Below are 24,239 nucleotides of genomic sequence, written 5' to 3' on the forward strand. Positions count from 1 at the left end.
GGCAATGGAGTTCGCTTTTTATATCTGTGGCCTGATAGCCATTCTCGCAACCTTGCGGGTGATCACCCACACCAATCCGGTACACGCACTGCTGTATCTGATTATTTCGCTGCTGGCGATTTCTGGGGTGTTCTTCTCGTTAGGCGCTTACTTCGCCGGTGCGCTGGAAATTATCGTCTACGCGGGCGCCATCATGGTGCTGTTCGTGTTCGTGGTAATGATGCTCAACCTCGGTGGTTCTGAAATTGAACAGGAACGCCAATGGCTGAAACCGCAGGTGTGGATTGGTCCGGCGATTCTGTCGGCCATCATGCTGGTCGTGATTGTGTACGCCATTCTGGGCGTTAACGATCAGGGCATCGACGGTACGCCAATTAGCGCGAAAGCGGTCGGTATTTCCCTGTTCGGACCGTATGTACTGGCGGTCGAACTGGCTTCGATGCTGCTGCTGGCGGGCCTGGTTGTGGCCTTCCACGTGGGTCGCGAAGAGCGTTCAGGTGAAGTACTGAGCAATCGCACCGATGACCGTGCGAAAAGAAAAACGGAGGAGCACGCATGATCCCCTTACAACATGGACTGATCCTCGCGGCTGTCTTATTCGTGCTGGGCTTAACCGGTCTGGTTATCCGCCGCAATCTGCTGTTTATGCTGATTGGGCTGGAAATCATGATTAACGCCTCCGCGCTGGCCTTTGTGGTCGCCGGAAGTTACTGGGGCCAGACCGATGGTCAGGTGATGTACATTCTCGCCATCAGCCTCGCGGCTGCTGAAGCGAGCATTGGACTTGCGCTGTTGCTGCAACTTCATCGCCGTCGCCAGAACCTGAACATCGATTCAGTAAGTGAGATGCGTGGATGAACATGCTTGCCTTAACCATTATTCTGCCATTTATTGGCTTTGTATTACTGGCGTTCTCTCGCGGTCGTTGGTCAGAAAATCTGTCCGCTACCGTGGGCGTTGGCTCTGTTGGCCTGGCTGCGCTGGTGACGGCGTTTGTTGGCGTTGACTTCTTTGCTAATGGTCAACAAGCCTACAGTCAGCCGCTGTGGACGTGGATGTCTGTCGGTGACTTCAACATCGGCTTTAACCTGGTGCTGGATGGTCTGTCGCTGACTATGCTCAGCGTGGTGACCGGCGTCGGTTTCCTGATCCACATGTTCGCCTCCTGGTATATGCGTGGAGAAGAGGGCTACTCTCGTTTCTTCGCTTACACCAACCTGTTTATCGCCAGCATGGTGGTTCTGGTACTGGCGGATAACCTGCTGCTGATGTATCTCGGTTGGGAAGGCGTGGGCCTGTGCTCTTATCTGCTGATCGGTTTCTACTACAGCGATCCGAAGAATGGCGCTGCGGCAATGAAAGCCTTCGTGGTGACCCGTGTCGGTGACGTGTTCCTCGCCTTCGCGCTGTTCATCCTCTACAACGAGCTGGGCACGCTGAACTTCCGCGAAATGGTCGAACTGGCGCCTGCGCACTTTGCCGACGGCAACAACATGCTGATGTGGGCGACCTTGATGCTGCTGGGTGGTGCGGTAGGTAAATCCGCGCAGCTGCCGTTGCAGACCTGGCTTGCTGACGCGATGGCCGGCCCGACGCCTGTCTCCGCGCTGATCCACGCCGCGACGATGGTTACCGCTGGTGTCTACCTGATTGCACGTACCCATGGTCTGTTCCTGATGACCCCGGAAATCCTGCATCTGGTGGGGATTATCGGTGCGATCACGTTGGTGCTGGCAGGTTTTGCCGCGCTGGTACAGACCGACATCAAACGCGTTCTCGCATACTCCACCATGAGCCAGATTGGCTACATGTTCCTGGCGCTCGGCGTTCAGGCATGGGATGCGGCGATTTTCCACTTGATGACTCACGCCTTCTTTAAAGCGCTGCTGTTCCTGGCGTCCGGCTCGGTTATCCTGGCCTGTCATCACGAACAGAACATCTTCAAGATGGGCGGCCTGCGTAAATCTATTCCGCTGGTGTATCTCTGCTTCCTGGTGGGCGGCGCGGCGCTGTCGGCTCTGCCGCTGATTACCGCGGGCTTCTTCAGTAAGGATGAGATTCTGGCCGGTGCGATGGCGAACGGTCATATCAATCTGATGGTTGCTGGACTGGTCGGTGCGTTCATGACCTCGCTGTACACCTTCCGTATGATTTTCATCGTGTTCCACGGTAAAGAACAAATTCACGCTCACGCCGGGAAGGGGATTACCCATCATCTGCCGCTGATTGTGCTGATGATCTTGTCCACATTTGTTGGTGCGCTGATCGTACCGCCGCTGCAGGGAGTACTGCCTGCAACGACCGAACTTGAGCATGGTCGCGTCATGACGCTGGAAATTACCTCTGGTATCGTCGCGATTGCGGGCATCCTGATCGCAGCATGGCTGTGGCTGGGTAAACGTACGCTTGTGACGTCGATTGCCAACAGTGCGCCGGGCCGTCTGCTGGGTACCTGGTGGTATAACGCCTGGGGCTTTGACTGGTTGTACGACAAAGTATTTGTTAAGCCGTTCCTGGGCATTGCCTGGCTGCTGAAACGCGACCCGCTGAACTCAATGATGAACATTCCGGCTGTCCTTTCCCGTTTTGCAGGTAAAGGCCTGCTGTTAAGCGAGAACGGTTATCTGCGCTGGTATGTGGCATCGATGAGCATTGGCGCCGTCGTTGTGCTGGCACTGTTGATGGTACTGCGTTGAGTTTGAGGGTTGGTATTGTGCCCGACACAACCAACCCAAAGAGAATTTTTAAAATTCGTTGAAAATCAGGTCCAAAAGGACAGGCGTTATCGGCGAAGTCAGAGTGGACACCGCCTGCGCACAGCAACCGGAGCGTACTGAAGTACGTGAGGGTTACGAGCACAGCCGGGTTCGCTATGACGAGTGAGATAGCCTGAACGGGACTTAAACAAGGAACAAAGATCACCATGTTATTACCTTGGTTGATATTAATCCCTTTCATCGGTGGCTTCCTGTGCTGGCAGACCGAACGCTTTGGCGTGAAGGTGCCGCGCTGGATCGCGCTGATTACCATGGGACTGACGCTGGCGCTTGGCCTGCAACTGTGGTTGCAGGGCGGCTATTCACTGACGCAATCTGCGGGTATTCCGCAGTGGCAGTCTGAGTTTGTCCTGCCGTGGATCCCACGTTTTGGCATCTCTATCCATTTAGCAATCGACGGCTTGTCGCTGCTGATGGTAGTGCTGACCGGTCTGCTCGGCGTTCTGGCGGTCCTTTGCTCCTGGAATGAAATCGAAAAATACCAGGGCTTCTTCCACCTGAACCTGATGTGGATCTTAGGCGGCGTGATCGGCGTGTTCCTGGCCATCGACATGTTCCTGTTCTTCTTCTTCTGGGAAATGATGCTGGTGCCGATGTACTTCCTGATCGCGCTGTGGGGGCATAAAGCCTCTGACGGGAAAACGCGTATCACGGCGGCGACCAAGTTCTTCATTTATACCCAGGCGAGTGGTCTGGTGATGTTGATTGCCATCCTGGCGCTGGTGTTTGTGCACTACAAAGCGACCGGCGTGTGGACCTTCAACTATGAAGAGCTGCTGAATACCCCGATGTCTCATGGCGTGGAATACCTGCTGATGCTGGGCTTCTTCATCGCCTTTGCGGTGAAAATGCCAGTGGTTCCGCTGCATGGCTGGTTGCCGGACGCGCACTCCCAGGCTCCGACCGCAGGTTCCGTTGACCTGGCGGGGATCTTGCTGAAAACCGCAGCCTACGGTCTGCTGCGTTTCTCTCTGCCGCTGTTCCCGAACGCGTCGGCGGAGTTTGCGCCTATCGCCATGTGGCTTGGCGTAATTGGTATCTTCTACGGCGCGTGGATGGCCTTTAATCAGTACGACATCAAACGTCTGATTGCCTATACCTCCGTATCCCACATGGGCTTCGTGCTGATTGCTATCTACACCGGCAGCCAACTGGCCTACCAGGGCGCGGTAATTCAGATGATTGCGCACGGTCTGTCCGCAGCCGGTCTGTTCATCCTGTGTGGTCAGTTGTACGAACGTCTGCACACGCGTGACATGCGTATGATGGGTGGTCTGTGGGGCAAAATGAAATGGTTGCCTGCGCTGTCCATGTTCTTCGCAGTCTGTACGCTGGGTATGCCGGGTACAGGTAACTTCGTTGGCGAATTTATGATTCTGTTCGGCAGCTACCAGGTGGTTCCGGTTATTACCGTGATCTCGACCTTTGGTCTGGTGTTTGCCTCTGTATACTCGCTGGCGATGCTGCATCGCGCTTACTTTGGTAAGGCGAAGAGCCAGATTGCCAGTGTAGAACTGCCAGGGATGTCGCTGCGTGAGCTGTTTATCATCCTGTTGCTGGTCGTGCTTCTGGTACTGCTTGGCTTCTATCCGCAGCCGATTCTGGATACCTCGCATTCTGCGATGAGCAACATCCAGCAGTGGTTTGTTAATTCCGTTACTACTACAAGGCCGTAAATCGCCATGACAATAACTCCACAACACCTGATTGCGCTGCTACCGCTGCTGATCGTCGGCTTGACGGTGGTGGTTGTGATGCTCTCCATTGCGTGGCGACGCAATCACTTCCTCAATGCCACGCTGTCGGTCATTGGGCTTAACGCCGCGTTGGTTTCGCTCTGGTTTGTTGGCCAGGCGGGCGCCATGGACGTCACCCCGCTGATGCGGGTTGACGGTTTCGCCATGCTCTATACCGGGCTGGTGCTGCTGGCGAGTCTTGCCACCTGTACCTTTGCTTACCCGTGGCTGGAAGGTTACGACGACAACCGGGAAGAGTTCTACCTGCTGGTGCTGATTGCTGCACTCGGCGGTATTCTGCTGGCAAATGCTAACCATCTGGCGGCGCTGTTCCTCGGTATCGAACTGATTTCTCTGCCGCTGTTTGGTCTGGTTGGCTACGCGTTCCGTCAGAAACGTTCTCTGGAAGCCAGTATCAAATACACCATTCTGTCTGCCGCAGCGTCTTCCTTCCTGCTGTTCGGTATGGCGCTGGTGTACGCGCAGTCTGGCAACCTGTCGTTTGTTGCGCTCGGTAAGAGCCTTGGCGACGGCATGCTGCACGAACCGCTGCTGCTGGCGGGCTTCGGTCTGATGATTGTTGGCCTCGGCTTTAAACTCTCGCTGGTTCCGTTCCACCTGTGGACGCCAGACGTATACCAGGGCGCTCCGGCTCCGGTTTCCACCTTCCTGGCGACGGCGAGCAAAATCGCTATCTTCGGCGTAGTGATGCGTCTGTTCCTGTATGCGCCGGTTGGCGACAGCGAAGCGGTACGTACCGTGCTGGGCGTGATCGCCTTTGCTTCCATCATCTTCGGTAACCTGATGGCGCTGAGCCAGACCAACATCAAGCGTCTGCTCGGTTACTCCTCCATCTCTCACCTCGGCTATCTGCTGGTGGCGTTGATTGCCCTACAGAGCGGCGAGATGTCGATGGAAGCGGTTGGCGTTTACCTGGCTGGTTACCTGTTCAGCAGCCTCGGCGCGTTCGGTGTGGTCAGCCTGATGTCCAGCCCGTACCGTGGCCCGGATGCAGATTCTCTGTTCTCCTACCGTGGTCTGTTCTGGCATCGCCCGATCCTCGCGGCAGTGATGACGGTAATGATGCTGTCTCTGGCGGGTATCCCGATGACGCTGGGCTTTATCGGTAAGTTCTACGTGTTGGCGGTCGGTGTGCAGGCTAACCTGTGGTGGCTGGTTGCTGCCGTGGTGGTCGGTTCCGCGATTGGTTTGTACTACTACCTGCGTGTTGCCGTGAGCTTGTACCTGAGCGCGCCGCAACAACTGAACCGCGATGCGCCGTCTAACTGGCAGTACAGCGCGGGCGGGATCGTGGTGCTGATTTCTGCTTTGTTGGTGCTGGTGCTGGGTATCTGGCCGCAACCGCTGATCAGCATTGTGCAGTTAGCGGCACCGCTGATGTAATACATCATGCTGTAAACAAAAAAGAGTCTGGGCAATGTCCAGACTCTTTTTTTATCTATATTGTGATGCCATAGGCCTGAAGTTTCTGTATTAATTTAATCGCACCTTTAAAGTTTAAGTGGTCGCCATCCTGAAAGTCGTAACGAGTAAAGTCCGGGTCACCACTCATATCGATAAGTACAATATTTTCCTTATTGAATGTGATTTGTTGGTAAAATGAAAAAGCCTCATTGACCATTTCTTTATTAATGTTTTCTATATATTTCTGTGGCTGAGGGGGAAATACTATATACATAGCGTATTTATTCTTCTCAGCATTGTGGACCATTTTCTCAATATTACGAGAATTCGAACTCAATGATTCCTTATGACGAAAAATTTTGGAATGATTGCTGCCGCGCTGTATGCTGAGTTTATCCATTTCTTCTTCGCACATTGAACTTTCATTTCTTTGCTCATTAATTAACATATGAAAGTCAAAGTTGAGATATTTATGGTTAACAATGTCTGTTATTGCGGCTATCAACTTTGCTTCAGATATAAATAAACTTAACAGGTTTTTTTCAATGCTACTGCTAATTGACGCCGGTTGGTATATCTCATCATGATTGCTGGTGAAAATTTCTTCATCATATTGAATGTATGGGATATTATTTTTTTTGGCGAAAAATTTAAGCTCCTTAAATACGCCACTGTTAAAGCTGCCTTTACTTCTGGCCAATTCATGGTGTAAATCAAAAAAACTCGTGATATGAATATGGTTTTTTAACTTGCCACTCTGAGACAGATGTTCAGTGATAGCCAGGGCAAAGGCAGTATCACCACTTTTAACGGACATATTGGCTGTACAGGTAGTCAATTGTGTTGGTACACCCCACCAGGCATATGACGACCCGGTAACGACATTATCAATAATCTGTGTATTGTATTTTTTGTATTCATGTTCCAGATACATGGCATATTTTTTGTTAGTCCCACAGGTCACACGTAGAGGACTATAGTAGATGTAAGAGAAGATATTCGCGCAGTCGAATTTTCTTCTTAAAATATGGCTTCCTTCATCATCATAGATGAGAATTTTAGTTGCATTATCGGGTGACGGATGATTGATGGACTGGATACAGTGTTCAACGTCTGCGGTGATGTCCAGATGTACAAGTTGTGACTGAAAACAATCCGCGATAATGGTACTAAAACTGAGATAATGACTATGGGTGCCATAAAAGAAAATCTTATATTGCGCGGAGCGCAGGAGCGTCATCCAGTATTCTGAAATTATAGGAAGAATAATGTCTACGTCTTTTTCAGTGATATCTCTTGTCGTGAGCGGTATGAGGTTATTGATTAAGGTGACAGATTGTTCATTCTCCTCTATATGTTGCTGGCCTGCGATTAAAGTATTCTTGATATTGTCGATGTCTAAATTAAGTTTGTATTTGGCCAGGGATTTTGCATGTTTTTGGAGATCTTTTATGAAACGGTGTTTATCCACGTCACTGCCTGCTTAGAAATGTGAAAATCATGTAGGATAATTGTTGAGGCTATTTTTTGACTCAACGGCTGATATCTAAAAGCGGCAATTTTTAATGATAATTAAAGGGAGGGTATGGTAAGGAGATTATTTTTGTGGGGGAACGACTCCCTTACTCGTTGGAGAACCGCAGAGTAAGGGGGCTGGTTGGGCGTCAGGCCGAAAGCTGACGGCTCACCAGTGGACCGCTAATGTCTTTCGCTGCGCGCTCCATGACTTCCTGAATCACAGAAGAGAGCTCATTGACCTCAAATTTTGCCACATAACCATCAGCTTTAACCCGGCGAACGTGATCTTCATTGGCGCTACCGGAAAGCGAGGAGTGGATAACGACCGGGATTTTCTTCAGGCGTTCATCGGTCTTGATTTTACGGGTAAGCGTAAAACCGTCCATCTCCGGCATTTCCAGGTCGGTGAGCACCAGGGCTATCTTCTCAGTGATTGGCTTGCCTTCCGCCTGCGCTTCTGCGGAAAGCTGCTGGATTTTTTCCCACGCATCCTTACCTGTCACATGCATCTGATGCGGGATTTCCATGGCGTTAAGCCCTTTCTCCAGCATTGCGCGCGCGACTTTCGAATCTTCTGCCACAATCGCCACCGCACCCGGCGTGATGTTGAATTTACTGGTTTTCAGGTCAGTCGCGCGTAAATCGTGATTGGACGGTACGATGTCGTAAAGAATTTGTTCAACATCGAGTACCAGCGCCAGGTTGTTGGTCTCTTTGTCGTCATCCAGGCAGGCGATACTGGTGATGTAGCGACCGTTGACGGCTTTCTCGGCGGTATGTACCTGTTGCCAGTCCAGACGCATAATGTTTTCCACTGACTCCACCGCAAACGCCTGTACGCTGCGGGCGTATTCCGTAATGAGCAGGATGTTGAGCCCGGTCTCTGGTTTACAGCCCGCCACCGCCGGCAGGTCAATCACCGGGATCACTTGATCGCGAATGTTCACCATACCTAACAGTGGAGCTTTCATTCCCGCCGGACGCGTAAACGTCGGCATCGGCACGATTTCACGCAGTTTGAATACGTTGATGCCAAACAGCTCTGATTTCTGCTCCTCGATGGATTTGCCGAGGCGAAACAGCAGCAGTTCAAAACGGTTAGACAGGGTTAGATTGGTCCTGTCATCAATATCTTTCTGGAAATTGTTCATCCTGTCCTCAGTGTGAAAGCCAGCCTTTTCTCTGTTATCGGCACTGAGGCGAAAAAATAGAGCGTTAAACGGTGAAAATGGCGAAATCGTGAGCCAGTTCTGTTGCCGGGAATAGCGTTCTGCACTCTTCGAGTAATCGCTGACAGCCTTTTTCATCGTAGCGTGAGCTAACGTGGGTCATGATCAAGCGTCCGACACCCGCTTTAAGCGCCAGTTGCGCGGCTTGTCGGGTTGAACTGTGTCCACGGCTATTGGCCTTCTCCTCCATTGACGCGTCCAGTGTAGTTTCATGCACCATCACATCTACGCCATTTGCCAGTTCGAAGGCACTTGCGCAAGGGCCTGTATCGCCGAAAATCGCCACGGATTTTCCCTTGGTGCCCGGGGCAAGAAAGTCGGCACCGTTAATTACGCGACCATCTTCCAGGACGATGGTTTTCCCGGCTTTCAGCTCCTGGAACCACGGACCGGATTTAACACCAGCCGCCTTCAGCGCACTGGCGTTTAGCGCACCTGGTTTGTCGTGTTCTTCAATGCGAAAACCATAGCATTCCAGCGGATGTTCCAGTGGATATGCCGTTACCTTACGGAGGCCGTCATCGACGATTTCACCCGCGGTGATTTCCACAATATCCAGAGGATAGTCAGTCCATGAACCGCTCAGACGCAAAGCGGTTTCGGTAAATTCCCGTAATCCTTTTGGGCCGTAAAGCGTCAGTGGCTTGACGTTCCCGGCCATCGAACGACTACACAGCAATCCAGGTAAACCAAACAGGTGGTCGCCATGCAGGTGGCTGATAAAGATACGGTCGAGTTTTCCCGGATTGAACGGTGTGGCGAGCATTTGATGCTGTGTTCCTTCGCCGCAATCAAAAAGCCACAGCCCCGGCTGAGTCGGGTGTTGCAGATTCAGTAAAATTGCCGTTACATTGCGTGAGCGGGTAGGAACTCCCGCTGACGTGCCTAAAAATAGTAATTCCATCTTTGCGTTACACTTTTCGCCATCAATAAGGCAGGGTGTTCAGGTTATCACAACAAAGGGGCAGACAATGATTCACTGGCAAGATCTCCACCATGCAAAGCTGAGTACACAAGAACTGTATGCCATTCTTCAGCTTCGCTGCGCGGTGTTTGTTGTTGAACAACAGTGTCCATATCAGGATGTAGATGGCGACGATCTGGTTGGCGAAAATCGGCACATTCTGGGCTGGCACAATGATGAGCTGGTGGCGTATGCGAGGATTCTGAAAAGCGATGACGATCTGGAGCCGGTGGTCATTGGCCGGGTGATAGTCAGCGAAGCGCTACGCGGCGCAAAACTGGGACAACAGTTGATGACCCAGACGCTGGCATCCTGTGCGCAACACTGGCCGCACAAGGCGCTGTATCTGGGCGCGCAGGCGCATCTGCAACCGTTTTATGCGCGCTTTGGTTTTATGCCGGTGACGGATATTTATGACGAAGACGGGATTCCACACATCGGAATGGCGCGAGAAGCACATCAGGCTTAAACAGGCGCAAACGGTCCAGGTTGTCTATAGTTAGCGGATACGTCAATAGAAAGGGAGAATACAATGTCTTTTCAATCTTATGAATCACGTATCGATGATGATCTGGAACTCTTGAGCGAAACGCTGGAAGAGGTGTTGCGTTCTTCCGGCGATCCGGCCGATCAAAAATATCTTGAGTTAAAAGCGCGGGCGGAGCGGGCGTTAGAAGAGGTGAGAAATCGCGTCAGCCATGCTTCTGACAATTATTATTTCCGCGCGAAAAAGGCCGTTTGCCGGGCAGATGACTATGTGCATGAAAAACCCTGGCGCGGAATTGGCGTTGGCGCCACGGTCGGTTTAGTGATGGGATTATTGTTAGCGCGGCGATAAATTCCGCTCCGTCATCGCATTTGTTCGTACTCCCTAACTCGGGGTACTGCTTTTTCTGTTCAGTACCCCGTATAATGAGAGGTTTTTAACAGGGAGAGGTCCGCGTGCAATCAATCACTACTGCGCTGGAAGGTCTGATGCGTCATTTGTCGCAAGAGATACCGGCAGCACCTGGAATTCGTATTTACGACATACCTTTCCCTCTGAACGATGCGTTTGACGCTTTAGGATGGCTGGCCAGTCAACCCGTCTGGCCCCAGTTTTACTGGCAGCAGCGTAACGGCGACGAAGAAGCCGCTGTGCTGGGGGCTGTCGCCACGTTTTCCTCGCTGGCATCTGCTCAGCATTTTTTACGTCAGCACGACAATCAACCTGACCTGCGTATCTGGGGTCTCAATGCGTTCGAGCCCCGGCACGGCAATTTGTTGTTACCGCGACTGGAATGGCGACGCTGCGCCGGAGTGGCGAGCTTACGGTTACACCTTTACAGTGATGTTTCGCTGCGTGAAGACGCCGCACGCGCGGTTGAATTTATTTCCACGCTGGCCAATGTTAAACCATTGCCCGCGCTGCGTTTGAGTTTGACGGGAGAACAGCACTGGCCTGATAAAGCCGGTTGGATAGCTCTGATAAAGCTTGCCACGCACACCATCAATGGCGAAGAACTCGACAAAGTTGTGCTGGCGCGAGCGACAGATTTACAGTTTTCACAGTCGGTGAATGCCGCTGCGGTGATGGCTTCCAGCCGTCGTCTGAACCTTAACTGCTACCATTTCTTTATGGCATTCTCTGCCGACTCCGCTTTTCTTGGCTCTTCCCCTGAACGTTTGTATCGGCGGCGCGGCACGGCGCTGCGTACCGAAGCGCTGGCCGGAACCGTTGCCAATCACGCCGAGGATCATCGCGCCTGGCAGTTAGGCGACTGGTTGATGAAAGATGATAAAAACCAGCGCGAGAATATGCTGGTGGTCGAGGATATTTGCCAGCGGCTGCAAGGCTGTACGCAAGCCCTTGAGGTGCTCCCCCCGCAGGTGCTCAGACTGCGTAAGGTGCAGCATCTACGCCGTTGTATCTGGACGGAACTGAATCAGGCCGACGATACGCTCTGCCTGATGCAACTCCAGCCTACGGCGGCAGTTGCAGGCATTCCGCGTGAGCTGGCGCGCGAATTCATCCGGCAAAATGAACCCTTTGAGCGCGAGTGGTATGCCGGTTCTGCGGGTTATCTTTCTCTGCGCCAAAGTGAATTCTGCGTGTCATTACGTTCGGCGAAAATTAACGCCAACGTGGTCCGCCTGTATGCCGGCGCGGGGATCGTGCGTGGTTCAGATCCTGAGCAAGAATGGCAAGAAATAGACAATAAAGCGGCAGGGTTACGTACCTTATTACAGATGGAAGGATAGTGATTTCGTGTATATTTCCGATTCATATCAAAAATCCATTTATTCGATTCTCTATACTGTGTCGCAATATTGATACCGGACAATCTCATGTCAGTAAGCGCATTTAACCGACGCTGGGCGGCGGTCATACTGGAAGCACTCACTCGCCACGGCGTCAGGCATATCTGCATTGCCCCTGGCTCTCGTTCTACACCGTTGACGCTGGCAGCAGCGGAAAATCCTGCTTTTATCCACCATACCCATTTTGATGAGCGTGGTCTTGGGCATCTGGCATTAGGTCTGGCAAAAGTGAGTCGCCAGCCAGTCGCCGTGATTGTCACGTCCGGTACGGCGGTGGCGAACCTGTATCCCGCATTGATTGAAGCGGGCCTGACCGGTGAAAAACTGATTTTACTCACGGCTGACCGACCGCCGGAACTTATCGACTGTGGCGCTAATCAGGCGATTCGTCAGGCCGGCATGTTTGCTTCTCATCCGTCGCAAACGCTCTCTTTACCGCGCCCGACGCAGGACATTCCGGCGAGCTGGCTGGTGTCCACCATTGATAATGCCCTGGCCGCGCTGCATAGCGGGGCGGTTCATATTAATTGCCCCTTTGCGGAACCGCTGTATGGCGACATGGACGAAACGGGTATTGCCTGGCAGCAACGCCTCGGCGACTGGTGGCAGGACGACAAGCCCTGGCTACGTGAAGCGCGTCGGCTGGAAAGCGACAAACAACGTGACTGGTTTTTCTGGCGACAAAAGCGCGGCGTAGTCATCGCGGGTCGTATGAGCGCGGAAGAGGGCAAGAAAGTTGCGCAATGGGCGCAGATGCTCGGTTGGCCGCTGATTGGCGATGTCTTGTCGCAAACAGGACAACCCCTGCCGTGTGCTGACCTGTGGTTGGGGAATGCGAAGGCGGTGACTGAGTTACAGCAGGCGCAGATAGTGGTGCAGCTTGGCAGTAGCCTGACCGGAAAACGACTCCTGCAATGGCAGGCCAGCTGCGATCCGCAGGAATACTGGATTGTCGATAATATCGAAGGTCGCCTCGATCCGGCGCATCATCGTGGGCGCAGGCTGGTGGCGAAGGTGGGTGACTGGCTGGATCTACACCCGGCGGAAAAACGCCAACCCTGGTGCGTGGAAATCCCGCGCCTGGCGCAACTGGCATGGCAGGCGGTGGAAGCCCGTCGCGACGTGTTTGGTGAAGCGCAATTAGCCCATCGTATTCACGAGTATCTGCCCGAACAAGGGCAACTGTTCGTGGGTAACAGTCTGGTCGTGCGCCTGATTGATGCGCTGTCGCAGCTTCCGGCTGGTTTTCCAGTTTATAGCAACCGCGGCGCGAGCGGCATTGACGGTCTGCTGTCAACGGCGGCGGGCGTACAGCGTGCCAGCGCAAAATCAACGTTGGCTATCGTCGGTGATTTATCTGCACTGTATGACCTCAATGCGCTGGCGTTATTGCGTCAGGTTTCCGCGCCGTTTGTCCTGATAGTGGTCAATAATAACGGTGGGCAGATATTTTCCCTGCTGCCGACGCCGGCAAGTGAACGTGAACGGTTCTATCTGATGCCGCAGAACGTGCACTTTGAGCATGCCGCGGCCATGTTTAACCTCAAATATCAGCGCCCAGAAAACTGGGAGCAACTGGAGAGCGCGTTGACAAATGCCTGGCGTACTCCTGCGGCAACGGTTATTGAGCTGGTGGTGAACGAAACTGACGGGGCGCAAACCCTGCAGCAACTGCTGGCGCAGGTAAGCCATCTATGATCCTGCACGCCCAGGCGAGCGTTAGCCAGAGTGGATCACCCTGGCTGGTTTTCCTGCACGGGTTCTCCGGCGACTGTCGGGAATGGCAGACGGTCGGCGAAGCGTTTCAGGATTATTCGCGGTTGTATATCGACCTGCCGGGACACGGCGGTTCCGCCGACATCAAGGTGAGCGGGTTCAATGATGTTTGTGCGTTATTGCGTAGCACCTTGCTTAGTTACAACATACTTAGCTACTGGCTGGTGGGCTACTCTCTTGGCGGCAGAGTCGCGATGATGGCGGCCTGTCAGGAGATGACCGGACTTTGCGGTCTGGTCGTTGAAGGTGGACATCCTGGTTTGCAAAGCGAGGAGGCGCGCGTTCAACGTCGCCTTTCAGATGGCCGCTGGGCCGCGCGTTTTCGCGCTGAACCGCTGCGTGAGGTATTTAATGACTGGTATCAACAGCCGGTATTTTCCTCGCTGAATGCGGCGCAAAGAGAGACGCTGGTCGATCTGCGTAGCCAGAATAACGGGCATACGCTGGCGGCGATGCTGGAGGCCACCTCGCTTGCCGTACAACCTGATTTACGTGCGCGACTCACTGCGCGCACATTTCCGTTTTATTATTTATGTGGTGAACGTGACGATAAATTCCGCGCGCTGGCGACGGAAATGTCAGTACCAAACCATGTGATTCGTAATGCCGGACACAACGCGCATCGGGACAACCCCGCTGGCGTGGTGGACTGTCTGGCTCAGATTCTGCGTCGCTGACTATAGGACATTTTATGATCTATCCTGATGAAACAATGCTTTACGCACCGGTAGAATGGCACGATTGCTCTGCAGGCTATACCGACATTCTCTACGAGAAATCCACCGACGGTATCGCCAAAATCACCATTAATCGTCCGCAGGTACGCAATGCTTTCCGTCCTGTTACCGTAAAAGAGATGATCCAGGCGCTGGCGGATGCCCGCTATGACGATAACATCGGCGTGATCATTTTGACCGGTGCGGGTGACAAAGCGTTCTGCTCAGGTGGCGATCAGAAAGTGCGTGGCGACTACGGCGGATATCAGGATGACTCCGGTGTGCATCACCTGAACGTGCTGGACTTCCAGCGTCAGATTCGTACCTGCCCGAAACCGGTCGTGGCGATGGTGGCAGGGTACTCCATTGGCGGCGGCCATGTACTGCATATGATGTGTGACCTGACCATTGCGGCGGAAAACGCCATCTTTGGTCAGACTGGCCCGAAAGTGGGTTCCTTCGACGGCGGTTGGGGTGCCTCTTATATGGCCCGTATCGTTGGTCAGAAAAAAGCGCGTGAGATCTGGTTCCTGTGCCGTCAGTACGATGCGCAACAGGCGCTGGATATGGGCCTGGTCAACACCGTGGTTCCGCTGGCGGATCTGGAGAAAGAGACCGTACGCTGGTGCCGTGAGATGCTGCAAAACAGCCCGATGGCGCTGCGTTGCCTGAAAGCGGCGCTGAACGCCGACTGCGATGGGCAGGCAGGCCTGCAAGAGCTGGCCGGTAACGCCACCATGCTGTTCTACATGACGGAAGAAGGTCAGGAAGGCCGTAACGCCTTTAACCAGAAACGTCAGCCTGACTTCAGCAAATTCAAACGGAATCCGTAATGCGTAGCGCGCAGGTATACCGCTGGCAGATCCCCATGGACGCGGGGGTGATTCTGCGCGACAGGCGGTTAAAAACGCGTGACGGGCTGTATGTTTGTCTGCGTGACGGCGAGCGTGAAGGGTGGGGAGAGATCTCCCCGCTGCCAGGCTTCAGTCAGGAAAGCTGGGAAGAGGCGCAAACCGAGCTGCTGGCCTGGGTGAAAGGCTGGCTGCAAGGGGATGCTTCTTTACCACAACTGCCTTCTGTCGCTTTTGGCGCAAGCTGTGCGCTGGCCGAACTGGCAGACGCTCTGCCGGAGGCTGCAGACTATCGTGCTGCGCCTCTGTGTACGGGCGATCCTGACGATCTGGTGCTGCAACTGGCGGATATGCCGGGCGAAAAAGTCGCCAAGATCAAGGTTGGGCTGTATGAAGCGGTTCGCGACGGGATGGTAGCCAATCTGCTGCTGGAGGCGATTCCGGAGCTGCATCTGCGACTTGACGCCAACCGTGCCTGGACGCCGTTGAAAGCCCAACAGTTCGCGAAATACGTCAATCCAGAGTATCGTGGACGCATTGCCTTCCTTGAAGAACCATGTAAAACGCGCGATGACTCACGCGCATTCGCGCGTGAAACCGGCATCGCTATCGCCTGGGACGAAAGTCTGCGCGAAGCGGATTTCACCTTTGAAGCCGAAGAGGGTGTCAAGGCTGTGGTTATCAAACCGACGCTGACCGGTAGTCTCGACAAAGTGCGTGAACAGGTTGCGGCAGCGCATGCGCTTGGTCTCACCGCCGTTATCAGTTCATCTATTGAGTCGAGTCTTGGCTTAACCCAACTGGCGAGAATTGCCGCCTGGCTGACGCCGCAGACCATTCCGGGTCTGGACACGCTGAGTCTGATGCAGTGCCAGCAGGTACGCGCCTGGCCGGGTAGCGCGTTGCCGTGTATTGCCGTTGATGCGCTGGAACGCCTGCTATGACCTCATGGGAAACGCCTGCTAGCGCGAGCTTAGCGGGCACTGACTGGCCCTGGCGCGACTGGCGACAGGTTCGTGCGCAGGTGCCAGCCCTGCGCCTCAACGATGAAGTATTAAGCTGGAGTGAGCTTTGTACGCGCGTCGATCATCTGGCCTGCGGGTTTGCCGCTCAGGGCGTGGAAGAGGGCGATGGCGTCCTGCTCCGCGCATGGAATCATCCGCGAGCCTTACTGGCCTGGCTCGCGCTGCTGCAATGTGGGGCGCGGGTTTTACCTGTGAACCCGCAGTTGCCACAGTCGTTGCTTGACGCGCTGGTTCCGGACTTAACGCTGCGTTTTGCGTTGGATCTGGAGGCGGCTACCGCGTTCCCGGGGCTGAATCCGTTGCAGATGCAGGCGCTACCTGGCGCACATGCCGCCGCGTGGTTGCCTCAGCGCTTGAGCACAATGACGTTAACCTCAGGTTCCACCGGATTGCCGAAAGCGGCGGTTCACACCTGTCAGGCGCATCTGGCAAGCGCGCAGGGGGTGCTGTCATTAATGCCGTTTGGCGCTGAAGATGACTGGCTGCTTTCACTGCCGCTGTTTCATGTCTCCGGCCAGGGTATTTTATGGCGCTGGTTGTTTGCCGGAGCGCGAATGACCGTGCGCGACAAGCAGCCGCTGGAACAAATGCTGATCGGCTGCACCCATGCCTCGTTGGTCCCTACTCAGTTGTGGCGCTTGTTGGTCAATAAAACGCCGGTTACGCTCAAAGCGGTGCTGCTGGGCGGCGCGGCTATTCCTGTTGAGTTGACGGAGCAGGCGCGCGATCAGGGGATTCGCTGCTGGTGCGGTTATGGACTGACGGAATTCGCTTCCACCGTCTGTGCGAAAGAGGCGGATGGTCTGGCAGATGTCGGTTCAGCCTTAGCGGGCAGAGAAGTCAGAATCGTGGATGACGAAGTCTGGCTGCGTGCGGCCAGCATGGCGCAAGGCTACTGGCGCAACGGGCAGCTTACCCCTCTGGTTAACGCGGAAGGCTGGTTTGCCACCCGCGATCGTGGGGTGTTAAAGGATGGCAAATTAACCATTATCGGTCGCATGGACAATCTGTTTTTTAGCGGCGGGGAAGGCATACAGCCAGAAGAAGTGGAACGCGTGATTGCAGCGCATCCGCAGGTTCTGCAGGCCTTTATTGTCCCGTTAGAAGATAAAGAGTTTGGTCATCGTCCGGTGGCGGTCGTCGAGTATGACACCGATGCTGGCGATGCCAATCTTGCAGAGTGGGTTCAGGATAAGCTGGCCCGTTTTCAGCAACCGGTTTGTTGGCTGACGTTGCCGCCCGAGCTCAAAGCCGGAGGGATTAAAATCTCTCGTCGCGCGTTGGCGGATTGGGTAAGTGCTTCATCATTAACATTAAGAAAACATTAATTACATTTCTCATTTTTGCCATTCCGTCGCTATTGTCGTTTTGTTTATCAGCTAAAGTGTAACCTGATGTGAAATTCATTAACAAAAGGTGCGCTATGGAATGGCATGTGAAGAAGTCTTGCTGTCACAAGAAAGCAGGGAGGCTCTATATCGTACTTTGCGATAGCGGTGGTTCACTTAAGATGCTTGCTGAGGCGCAATCTTCCGAACGGGTTAAGCCCGGCGATCTCCTTTCGCCGCTGAAAGACGCCCAGTATTGTGTTAATCGTGATGCATCTCGCGTGATTAAAATAATCGATGCCAGACAGTACATATGTGACGAATGGGAGCGCCTGGTACGACTGTCGGCAGATAAATGAGCTCAGCGTCGATGCTGGTCAGCAGGCAGAAAAATCGCCATTAAACCCGCCATGATGCACAGTACCCCAGCCAGCGCTTTCACTGAAAATGTGCCCTGCCAGCCGGGCAGAATCATGGATGCGATCCAAACCAGAACATAGCTCAGGCTGAGCAGGGCATAAGCCTTGCTCAGGGCGAGCTGATGCAGGGCCTTATGCCAGCAAATTACCGACAGTAAATATCCCGCCAGCCCACTAAAAAGAGCAAATGCGCCAGTGTTGAGGGCGAATACGGCGGATAGAAATTTCAACGGTTGCAGCATCGGCGGCAGGTTATCCATCGCAAAGCCGAGACTCAGTTGGGCGGCCGAGGTGATAATAACGCTACATAATCCCCAAAAAATGCCCATTACACCGCGCTCCCAAGAATGAATATGCCGGCGATTATCAGCCCCACCCCCAGCCAGTGGCGCGTTGCGACCGGTTCGCGCCAGATTTTCCAGGCGGCCAGCGTCACCCAGACAAAATTCAGGCTCAGCATGGGATAGGCGATGCCAACAGGGATATTCTGCAACACCACCAGCCACAGCAGCATAGCCAGGCCGAGGCTTGCCAGGGCCAGCCCAATCCATTGCGTAATATGGCGTTTTCGCCTGCCTGATGGTACCGGACGGGTTGCCTGCTTCTGGCATAACTGTCCGCATACGCTGAGCAGGCTGGCGAAAATTAAGACTATCCAGATCATTTCGGTCGATACTGAATCAGGACCAGGCGCCCCTGATTATCGATATAATCAGCGGGAGGAATGGCTAGTTGATTAATATCTTCATTCTTATCAATCGAGAGCACGAGGGTAATATTTCCTTGCTGACGGTGTTGGGCTAACCAGTCGGCAAAGTCCGTCCGACTGACAAAGCGCCCCTGGGCATCCGGATAGTTGAGGCCGTATTTCAACTCGCCTGTTTGTCCGTATAGCATGATGTCGTCACGCTTCAGGCTCCAGGCCAGCCCCGCGGCGACGCCAACGCTGTCGGTGAGAATATAGCGGCTGGATTCCAGCGACTCTTTGGTCATCTCGACAAAAAACTGCGGTTGTTTAGATTCCATGACCCGATCGGGAATGGAGAAGCCAAACAACAGCGCCAGTCCTAATGGGCAAAACGCGGCAAATTGCCAGTTCTTCTCGCGGTTATTTAACGTATACCAGCCAAAGAGCGTCCAGGTGAGAAAAATACCCCATGCACAAAAAACCTTATAGGTCTCGATATGCGACCAGATAGGCGTTTTCAACGGTCCCAGCGTGGAAACAATAAACGTGGCGATAATGCCCGCCACACCAAACAGAACGTTAATCCAGCCATTCACACGCAGCGCGGCTGAACCTTTTTGCGCGGCCTGCGGGCCGAACCGCGCCGTTAATATCGCTAACGGCGCGAAGCAGGAAAGAATATAGGTCGGCAGTTTTCCTTTTGCGATGCTGAAAAACAGGATCGGCATGATAATCCAGCTTAGCAGGTATAGTGTGCTGCGCGAAACATCGCGTTCCCGCCAGCCCGTGCGTAGCGCGCCGGGAAGCAGCCCGAGCCACGGTAACGCGCCAGCCAAAAGCACGGGAATGTAGTACCAGACAGGGGCTTTATGTTGGGCATCATCCTGGGCGAAGCGTTGAATGTGTTCGACCCAAAAGAAATAATGCCAGAAGTCCGGCTCACGCTGAGCAATCGCTACACCCCACGGCAGCACAATCACGACGCAGCCGACGACTGCCAGCAGGCCGTAGATGATCAGGTCTTTCCAGCGTTTTTGCACGAAAACCCACGGCAGTACGCTGAGCACAGGAACGGCAAGCGCCAGGAAACCCTTGGTCATCACGCCCATACCGCAGGTTAACCCTAACAGCAGAAAGGCGAGAATTTTGCGTGTTCTGGTAGTCGCTTGCATCCCCTCCCAAAAGCAGCACATGCCCGCCATCAGCCAGAGTGCGATCATAGGATCGAGTACCGCGTAGGTGCCGATGCCATAGACCGAAAAAAAGGTTAAAAAGATGACTGAAGAGAGTACTGCGGTACGCTTATCCTGCCATATTCGCATAGCAAGCCAGGCTACCAGTAGCGCAGTCAGCAAGGTGGCAAAAATCGCCCCCGCTCTGACGGCAAAATTATTGGCGCCAAACAGCCATTGCCCGATGCTGTTCAACCAGTAACCGGCAATCGGTTTTTCAAAATAACGCAGCCCTAAAAAGTGCGGAACGATCCAGTCGCCAGAGGTCAGCATCTCCCGGCTGATTTCGGCATAGCGCGTTTCATCAGGCTGCCACAGCAGGCGGCTATTAATGGGGAGAATAAAATACAGCGCAATAAAAACGACAAATGCCAGGGCGTTACGTACCGATTTCATTGTGTCATATCCACGGGTTGCTGACAGCCGATCCATCCCTCTCTGCCGGGAATTTTCCCACGCACGATCCGCCCTGTTGGCAGCGTACTGATATCGTCCGGTAGCAGCTCCCCGAGCGGGCAAAACGTAATCCCCATGTCGGCAGCGCGAGTAAGCAGCTCGTCAAAATTCTGCTGAAAGGCGATACCTTCCACTTCTGCATGAATGGTGTACACCGGCGTCCCTCTGCTCATCCGGATGTGGGAGAGAATATAAGCGTTAAAGTCCACCGCCTGGACCTCCTGACCCACCACTTCATCCCATGTGGGTAATGTGACAGGAATTTGCGGCGTACCTGTTTTCCCGGATGCCAGCACAGGACGGAATAACGACGTTCCCCGACAGTCGCTGTTATAACGCAGATGGAATGTTTCTTTGGCATGGACGACGCGGTCGTCGGCACGCCATCCGGCAACGGCGGAGCAGGTAACGGGCTGATTGATGATAGCTTCAAGGGCGGTAATGCCACGTGAAATATCGTCAATCAGCTCTTTGTCATTCCAGTTTCCGCTTCGCGCCTGCCAGGCATGGTGATCCCAGGCATGCAAACCGGTTTCATGAAGCAGGGCGGTTTGCGCAATCATTGCCGCATTGGCCTGGCCGATCTCTTTTCCCGGCCATGCTGTACCCGCCAGCAAAATATCCCACCCGTAGAGCGATGCTGCGTTTGAGCGCAGCATCTTCCACAGAAATTGTGGCTTCACAAGACGCCAGAGATGGCGTCCCATGTTGTCAGGTCCCACGCTAAAGAAAAAACTTGCCCGAACGTTATGTCGGTTCAATGTCTCCAGCAGGCGGGGCACGCCTTCGCGCGTCCCCCTGAACGTGTCGACATCAATGCGCAAGCCAACTTTGGTCATGATATGTGTTCCGTGATATCCACACTGCGTAAGAAGAAGTCCAGCGTCTCTTCTACCGTTTCCTGCATCTCAATGGTGGGTTCCCAGTTCAGGCAACGTTTTGCGTTGCGAATATTGGGCTTACGATGCTCAACGTCCTGATAACCTTTACCATAGTAGGTGCTGCTTTCGACGTCGCGGAAACCGGCAAACGGCGGAAAATGCTGACGTAATGGATGTTTTTCAAAGCAGGAAAGCAGCATTTCTGCCAGTTCCTGAATACTCGCTTCGTTCTCCGGGTTACCAATGTTGATAATCTCGCCGTCACAACGTCCGCCTTCATTTTCAATAATGCGGTACAGGGCTTCGATACCATCGCGAATGTCGGTAAAGCAGCGTTTTTGCTTGCCGCCTTCAATCAGCTTAATCGGTGAGCCTTCCACCAGATTGAGAATCAATTGGGTAATGGCGCGTGAGCTGCCGATTCGCGCGGCATTCAGACTGTCCAGACGCGGTCCCATCCAGTTAAACGGACGGAACAGGGTGAAGCGCAATCCCTCTTTTTCGCCGTATGCCCAGATCACACGGTCCAGCAACTGTTTGGAAACGGAGTAGATCCAACGCGGTTTATTCACCGGACCGACGATCAGATTCGAGCTGTCCTCATCGAAGACTTTATCAGTACACATGCCGTAGACTTCGGACGTTGACGGGAAAATGATGCGCTTACGGTACTTCACGCAGTAGCGAATGATTTTCAGGTTCTCTTCAAAATCAAGCTCAAACACGCGCAGTGGGTTACGGGTATATTCGATTGGCGTGGCGATCGCGACCAGCGGCAATACGACGTCGCATTTTTTCACATGATATTCAATCCATTCGGAGTGAATACTGATGTCGCCTTCAACGAAATGGAAACGCGGATGTTGCAGGAAACGCCCAATGGCGTCGCTGCCAATATCGAGTCCATATACTTCGTAATTGTCTTCTTGGAGCAGGCGCTCGGTCAGATGGTTACCAATGAAGCCGTTAACGCCGAGGATCAGCACGCGAGTACGACGTTTGCTGGTGGTAACTGACTGGCTGTTCAGACGAGAACCGGGTACGAGGCCCAGAACCTGCGCCAGCTGTGAGCCCTGCATTGCAATACCATCGCCAGCTTGCCCGGTAATAATCTCCAGTGCGCCATCGACACAGGCGATCAGCAAAGGCGACACGGAGATGACGGTGCCAGGTTGGGCTGCAAGGCTATTTGTGCAAACACGCGATGACCAGACGGTGAACTTTTGCGTGCCGACATAGCTAAATGCGCCCGGCCACGGATCGCTGACGGCGCGGACCTGGTTATGCAGCTCCGCGGTGGGTTTGTTCCAGTCAAGGAAGCTATCTTCCGGCGTGCGGCGGCCAAAACAGGTAGCCTCTGCTTCCTGTTGAGGGTGCTCTGCGTAATCCCCCGTTTTAATCGCGGGCAGCGCCTGTTCCAGCAGGTGACGCGCAGCCTGGCACAATTTATGGTGCAGCGTTAACGCCACATCATCCGGAGAGATAGCGACAGACTGCTGGGCGATAATAGCGCCCGCATCCGCGCGTTTGATCATGCGATGAAGCGTGACGCCGGTTTCGGTTTCGCCATTGACCAATACCCAGTTCAGCGGCGCGCGGCCGCGGTATTTCGGCAGCAGCGAGCCGTGCAGATTAAATGCTCCCTTAGGCGCAAGACTGAGGATCTCCTCACTCAGTAAATGGCGATAGTAGAACGAGAAGATAACATCGGGTGCCAGTTGGCTAATGCGCTCGATCCACAAAGGATGATTAACCTCGTCCGGGGCGTAAACCGGAATACCGGCGCTGGCGGCGAGGCGGGAAACAGAGCCAAAAAACGCTTTTTCACCCGGGTTGTCGGTGTGCGTAAAAATTGCGGCGATTTCATAACCTGCATCCAACAAGGCCTGGACACCCTGACATCCCATATCGTGATAGGCAAATACGACGGCTTTCATGCGCGGTTTTCCTCGGTTGACTGCGTGGTTTGTGGGCGGATAACGTGTTGAACAAAATAGCGGGGGCGGGCGCGGACATCGTTATAGATGCGACCGATATATTCGCCGAGTAAACCCATGCCGATGAACTGTGCGCCGATAAAGGTAAACAGGACGGCAAACAGCATGAATACCCCTTCCGCGGCCCACTGCGGGCCGAGCGTCAGGCGCAACACAACAAGCAGAACGGACAACGTAAAGCCCGTGGCGGCAATCACGCTGCCGAGCAGGCTCAACATACGTAACGGTGTGGTGGTCAGACAGGTCACCAGGTCATACATCAGGTTGATCAGACGCATGAAGCTGTATTTAGAATCACCAAATTCACGCTCTGCATGGTGTACCGGGATCTCCGTGGCGCGACGGGCAAAAATGTTGGCCAGAATCGGAATAAAGGTGCTGCGCTCCTGACAATGCAGCATGGCATCGACAATATGGCGACGATAGGCGCGTAGCATGCAGCCGTAGTCGCCCATCGCTTTACCGGTAGTACGCTGAATCAGGTGGTTGATCATGCGCGAGGCGGTCTTACGAAATACGCTGTCCTGTCGGTTCTGGCGTACCGTTCCGACCACATCGAAGCCTTCATCTGCGGTGGCGACCAGCCGAGGGATCTCCTCCGGCGGGTTTTGTAAATCGGCATCCAGCGTGATGATCAAGTCACCGCTGACATGGCTGAAACCGGCCATAATCGCCGAGTGCTGGCCGTAATTGCGGTTCAGCAGAATAGAAACAATATGGCTGTTCGGTGCCTGAGACGCGTCCATCATCAGTTGCGCGGAATGGTCGCTGCTGCCGTCATCGATCAGCAAGATTTCATACTCTTTGCCCAATTTTTCGCAGGCGGCGCTGGTACGTCTGATTAGCTCTGGCAGGCTTTCCTGTTCATTAAAAACGGGAATGACCACCGAGACTTTTTTGATCGGTGTTGCTTCAAACAT

23 protein-coding genes are annotated in these 24,239 nt (G+C 53.8%); 14 read left to right on the forward strand and 9 right to left on the reverse strand.

Translation table 11 applies throughout. The annotated features are described in order from the left end of the window. Positions 1-4 precede the first annotated feature (4 nt). The 5 genes from nuoJ (at position 5) to nuoN (ending at position 5,917) form a co-directional block, all read left to right on the forward strand. Positions 5-559 (forward strand): NADH-quinone oxidoreductase subunit J, encoded by a 555-nt coding sequence (nuoJ, locus tag AC534G_RS08050; protein ID WP_003028059.1) that lies wholly within the window; start codon positions 5-7, stop codon positions 557-559. Then, entirely contained in the window at positions 556-858 is a 303-nt protein-coding gene (nuoK, locus tag AC534G_RS08055) for an NADH-quinone oxidoreductase subunit NuoK (RefSeq protein WP_006683663.1), read from the forward strand. The genes nuoJ and nuoK overlap by 4 nt, the downstream gene beginning before the upstream one ends. Next, positions 855-2,696, forward strand: a complete 1,842-nt coding sequence (gene nuoL / locus AC534G_RS08060; protein ID WP_110497337.1) for an NADH-quinone oxidoreductase subunit L — start codon at positions 855-857, stop codon at positions 2,694-2,696. Before nuoK ends, nuoL begins: the two co-directional genes overlap by 4 nt. 227 nt (positions 2,697-2,923) lie before the next feature. Then, positions 2,924-4,453: an NADH-quinone oxidoreductase subunit M gene (gene nuoM / locus AC534G_RS08065; protein WP_003027692.1), complete on the forward strand. Its 1,530-nt coding sequence runs from the start codon at positions 2,924-2,926 to the stop codon at positions 4,451-4,453. 6 nt (positions 4,454-4,459) lie between these two features. Then, positions 4,460-5,917, forward strand: a complete 1,458-nt coding sequence (nuoN, locus tag AC534G_RS08070; protein WP_038642295.1) for an NADH-quinone oxidoreductase subunit NuoN — start codon at positions 4,460-4,462, stop codon at positions 5,915-5,917. 55 nt (positions 5,918-5,972) lie between these two features. Here nuoN and AC534G_RS08075 read toward each other — a convergent pair whose 3' ends face one another. From AC534G_RS08075 to rbn, 3 genes are all read right to left on the reverse strand, one after another. Then, a complete protein-coding gene (locus AC534G_RS08075; RefSeq protein ID WP_110497339.1) occupies positions 5,973-7,409 on the reverse strand; it encodes a hypothetical protein in 1,437 nt (478 codons plus the stop codon). 193 nt (positions 7,410-7,602) lie between these two features. After that, entirely contained in the window at positions 7,603-8,607 is a 1,005-nt protein-coding gene (locus AC534G_RS08080) for a chemotaxis protein (protein ID WP_038642291.1), read from the reverse strand. Between the two features lie 64 nt (positions 8,608-8,671). Continuing rightward, positions 8,672-9,589 (reverse strand): ribonuclease BN, encoded by a 918-nt coding sequence (rbn, locus tag AC534G_RS08085; protein ID WP_069323387.1) that lies wholly within the window; start codon positions 9,587-9,589, stop codon positions 8,672-8,674. Positions 9,590-9,656: 67 nt separating this feature from the next. Here rbn and AC534G_RS08090 point away from each other — a divergent pair, with 67 nt between their 5' ends. From AC534G_RS08090 to pmrD, 9 genes are all read left to right on the forward strand, one after another. Further along, positions 9,657-10,118, forward strand: a complete 462-nt coding sequence (locus AC534G_RS08090; protein ID WP_038642287.1) for a GNAT family N-acetyltransferase — start codon at positions 9,657-9,659, stop codon at positions 10,116-10,118. Positions 10,119-10,181: 63 nt separating this feature from the next. Continuing rightward, a complete protein-coding gene (elaB, locus tag AC534G_RS08095; protein ID WP_006683669.1) occupies positions 10,182-10,487 on the forward strand; it encodes a stress response protein ElaB in 306 nt (101 codons plus the stop codon). A gap of 104 nt (positions 10,488-10,591) precedes the next feature. Beyond that, entirely contained in the window at positions 10,592-11,890 is a 1,299-nt protein-coding gene (menF, locus tag AC534G_RS08100; protein WP_496594528.1) for an isochorismate synthase MenF, read from the forward strand. An 87-nt stretch (positions 11,891-11,977) separates the two neighbouring features. After that, complete coding sequence (menD, locus tag AC534G_RS08105; RefSeq protein WP_038642282.1) at positions 11,978-13,648, forward strand: 2-succinyl-5-enolpyruvyl-6-hydroxy-3-cyclohexene-1-carboxylic-acid synthase; 1,671 nt, start codon at positions 11,978-11,980, stop codon at positions 13,646-13,648. Then, the gene (menH, locus tag AC534G_RS08110; RefSeq protein ID WP_110497342.1) at positions 13,645-14,403 is read left to right on the forward strand and encodes a 2-succinyl-6-hydroxy-2,4-cyclohexadiene-1-carboxylate synthase; all 759 of its coding nucleotides are present in this window, start codon (positions 13,645-13,647) and stop codon (positions 14,401-14,403) included. Before menD ends, menH begins: the two co-directional genes overlap by 4 nt. Positions 14,404-14,417: 14 nt before the next feature. Then, entirely contained in the window at positions 14,418-15,275 is an 858-nt protein-coding gene (gene menB, locus AC534G_RS08115) for a 1,4-dihydroxy-2-naphthoyl-CoA synthase (protein ID WP_038642278.1), read from the forward strand. Next, entirely contained in the window at positions 15,275-16,237 is a 963-nt protein-coding gene (menC, locus tag AC534G_RS08120; RefSeq protein ID WP_038642276.1) for an o-succinylbenzoate synthase, read from the forward strand. Before menB ends, menC begins: the two co-directional genes overlap by 1 nt. Further along, on the forward strand, positions 16,234-17,646 hold the full coding sequence (gene menE, locus AC534G_RS08125; protein WP_110497344.1) for an o-succinylbenzoate--CoA ligase: 1,413 nt from the start codon (positions 16,234-16,236) through the stop codon (positions 17,644-17,646). Before menC ends, menE begins: the two co-directional genes overlap by 4 nt. 95 nt (positions 17,647-17,741) lie before the next feature. Then, positions 17,742-18,005, forward strand: a complete 264-nt coding sequence (pmrD, locus tag AC534G_RS08130) for a signal transduction protein PmrD (RefSeq protein WP_085047822.1) — start codon at positions 17,742-17,744, stop codon at positions 18,003-18,005. Positions 18,006-18,007: 2 nt separating this feature from the next. Here the strand turns inward: pmrD and arnF are convergent, their stop codons facing one another. The 6 genes from arnF to arnC are packed head-to-tail and all read right to left on the reverse strand — an operon-like array spanning position 18,008 to position 24,239. Then, the gene (gene arnF, locus AC534G_RS08135) at positions 18,008-18,394 is read right to left on the reverse strand and encodes a 4-amino-4-deoxy-L-arabinose-phosphoundecaprenol flippase subunit ArnF (RefSeq protein WP_110497346.1); all 387 of its coding nucleotides are present in this window, start codon (positions 18,392-18,394) and stop codon (positions 18,008-18,010) included. Beyond that, entirely contained in the window at positions 18,394-18,729 is a 336-nt protein-coding gene (gene arnE / locus AC534G_RS08140; protein WP_042307126.1) for a 4-amino-4-deoxy-L-arabinose-phosphoundecaprenol flippase subunit ArnE, read from the reverse strand. The genes arnF and arnE overlap by 1 nt, the downstream gene beginning before the upstream one ends. Next, positions 18,726-20,381: a lipid IV(A) 4-amino-4-deoxy-L-arabinosyltransferase gene (arnT, locus tag AC534G_RS08145; protein WP_110497348.1), complete on the reverse strand. Its 1,656-nt coding sequence runs from the start codon at positions 20,379-20,381 to the stop codon at positions 18,726-18,728. The genes arnE and arnT overlap by 4 nt, the downstream gene beginning before the upstream one ends. Further along, complete coding sequence (gene arnD, locus AC534G_RS08150) at positions 20,378-21,280, reverse strand: 4-deoxy-4-formamido-L-arabinose-phosphoundecaprenol deformylase (protein ID WP_110497350.1); 903 nt, start codon at positions 21,278-21,280, stop codon at positions 20,378-20,380. The genes arnT and arnD overlap by 4 nt, the downstream gene beginning before the upstream one ends. Then, on the reverse strand, positions 21,277-23,259 hold the full coding sequence (gene arnA, locus AC534G_RS08155) for a bifunctional UDP-4-amino-4-deoxy-L-arabinose formyltransferase/UDP-glucuronic acid oxidase ArnA (RefSeq protein WP_110497352.1): 1,983 nt from the start codon (positions 23,257-23,259) through the stop codon (positions 21,277-21,279). The genes arnD and arnA overlap by 4 nt, the downstream gene beginning before the upstream one ends. Further along, positions 23,256-24,239: an undecaprenyl-phosphate 4-deoxy-4-formamido-L-arabinose transferase gene (arnC, locus tag AC534G_RS08160; RefSeq protein WP_087857371.1), complete on the reverse strand. Its 984-nt coding sequence runs from the start codon at positions 24,237-24,239 to the stop codon at positions 23,256-23,258. Before arnC ends, arnA begins: the two co-directional genes overlap by 4 nt.

This window comes from Citrobacter sp. CRE-46, from assembly GCF_059615875.1.

Excerpts from the sequence above, each read along its gene's own strand:
- nuoJ (WP_003028059.1), top strand. The coding sequence starts at position 5 with ATGGAGTTCGCTTTTTATATCTGTGGCCTGATAGCCATTCTCGCAACC.
- nuoK (WP_006683663.1), top strand. The coding sequence starts at position 556 with ATGATCCCCTTACAACATGGACTGATCCTCGCGGCTGTCTTATTCGTG.
- nuoL (WP_110497337.1), top strand. The coding sequence starts at position 855 with ATGAACATGCTTGCCTTAACCATTATTCTGCCATTTATTGGCTTTGTA.
- nuoM (WP_003027692.1), top strand. The coding sequence starts at position 2,924 with ATGTTATTACCTTGGTTGATATTAATCCCTTTCATCGGTGGCTTCCTG.
- nuoN (WP_038642295.1), top strand. The coding sequence starts at position 4,460 with ATGACAATAACTCCACAACACCTGATTGCGCTGCTACCGCTGCTGATC.
- AC534G_RS08080 (WP_038642291.1), bottom strand. The coding sequence starts at position 8,607 with ATGAACAATTTCCAGAAAGATATTGATGACAGGACCAATCTAACCCTG.
- rbn (WP_069323387.1), bottom strand. The coding sequence starts at position 9,589 with ATGGAATTACTATTTTTAGGCACGTCAGCGGGAGTTCCTACCCGCTCA.
- AC534G_RS08090 (WP_038642287.1), top strand. The coding sequence starts at position 9,657 with ATGATTCACTGGCAAGATCTCCACCATGCAAAGCTGAGTACACAAGAA.
- elaB (WP_006683669.1), top strand. The coding sequence starts at position 10,182 with ATGTCTTTTCAATCTTATGAATCACGTATCGATGATGATCTGGAACTC.
- menD (WP_038642282.1), top strand. The coding sequence starts at position 11,978 with ATGTCAGTAAGCGCATTTAACCGACGCTGGGCGGCGGTCATACTGGAA.
- menH (WP_110497342.1), top strand. The coding sequence starts at position 13,645 with ATGATCCTGCACGCCCAGGCGAGCGTTAGCCAGAGTGGATCACCCTGG.
- menB (WP_038642278.1), top strand. The coding sequence starts at position 14,418 with ATGATCTATCCTGATGAAACAATGCTTTACGCACCGGTAGAATGGCAC.
- menC (WP_038642276.1), top strand. The coding sequence starts at position 15,275 with ATGCGTAGCGCGCAGGTATACCGCTGGCAGATCCCCATGGACGCGGGG.
- menE (WP_110497344.1), top strand. The coding sequence starts at position 16,234 with ATGACCTCATGGGAAACGCCTGCTAGCGCGAGCTTAGCGGGCACTGAC.
- pmrD (WP_085047822.1), top strand. The coding sequence starts at position 17,742 with ATGGAATGGCATGTGAAGAAGTCTTGCTGTCACAAGAAAGCAGGGAGG.
- arnF (WP_110497346.1), bottom strand. The coding sequence starts at position 18,394 with ATGGGCATTTTTTGGGGATTATGTAGCGTTATTATCACCTCGGCCGCC.
- arnE (WP_042307126.1), bottom strand. The coding sequence starts at position 18,729 with ATGATCTGGATAGTCTTAATTTTCGCCAGCCTGCTCAGCGTATGCGGA.
- arnT (WP_110497348.1), bottom strand. The coding sequence starts at position 20,381 with ATGAAATCGGTACGTAACGCCCTGGCATTTGTCGTTTTTATTGCGCTG.
- arnD (WP_110497350.1), bottom strand. The coding sequence starts at position 21,280 with ATGACCAAAGTTGGCTTGCGCATTGATGTCGACACGTTCAGGGGGACG.
- arnA (WP_110497352.1), bottom strand. The coding sequence starts at position 23,259 with ATGAAAGCCGTCGTATTTGCCTATCACGATATGGGATGTCAGGGTGTC.
- arnC (WP_087857371.1), bottom strand. The coding sequence starts at position 24,239 with ATGTTTGAAGCAACACCGATCAAAAAAGTCTCGGTGGTCATTCCCGTT.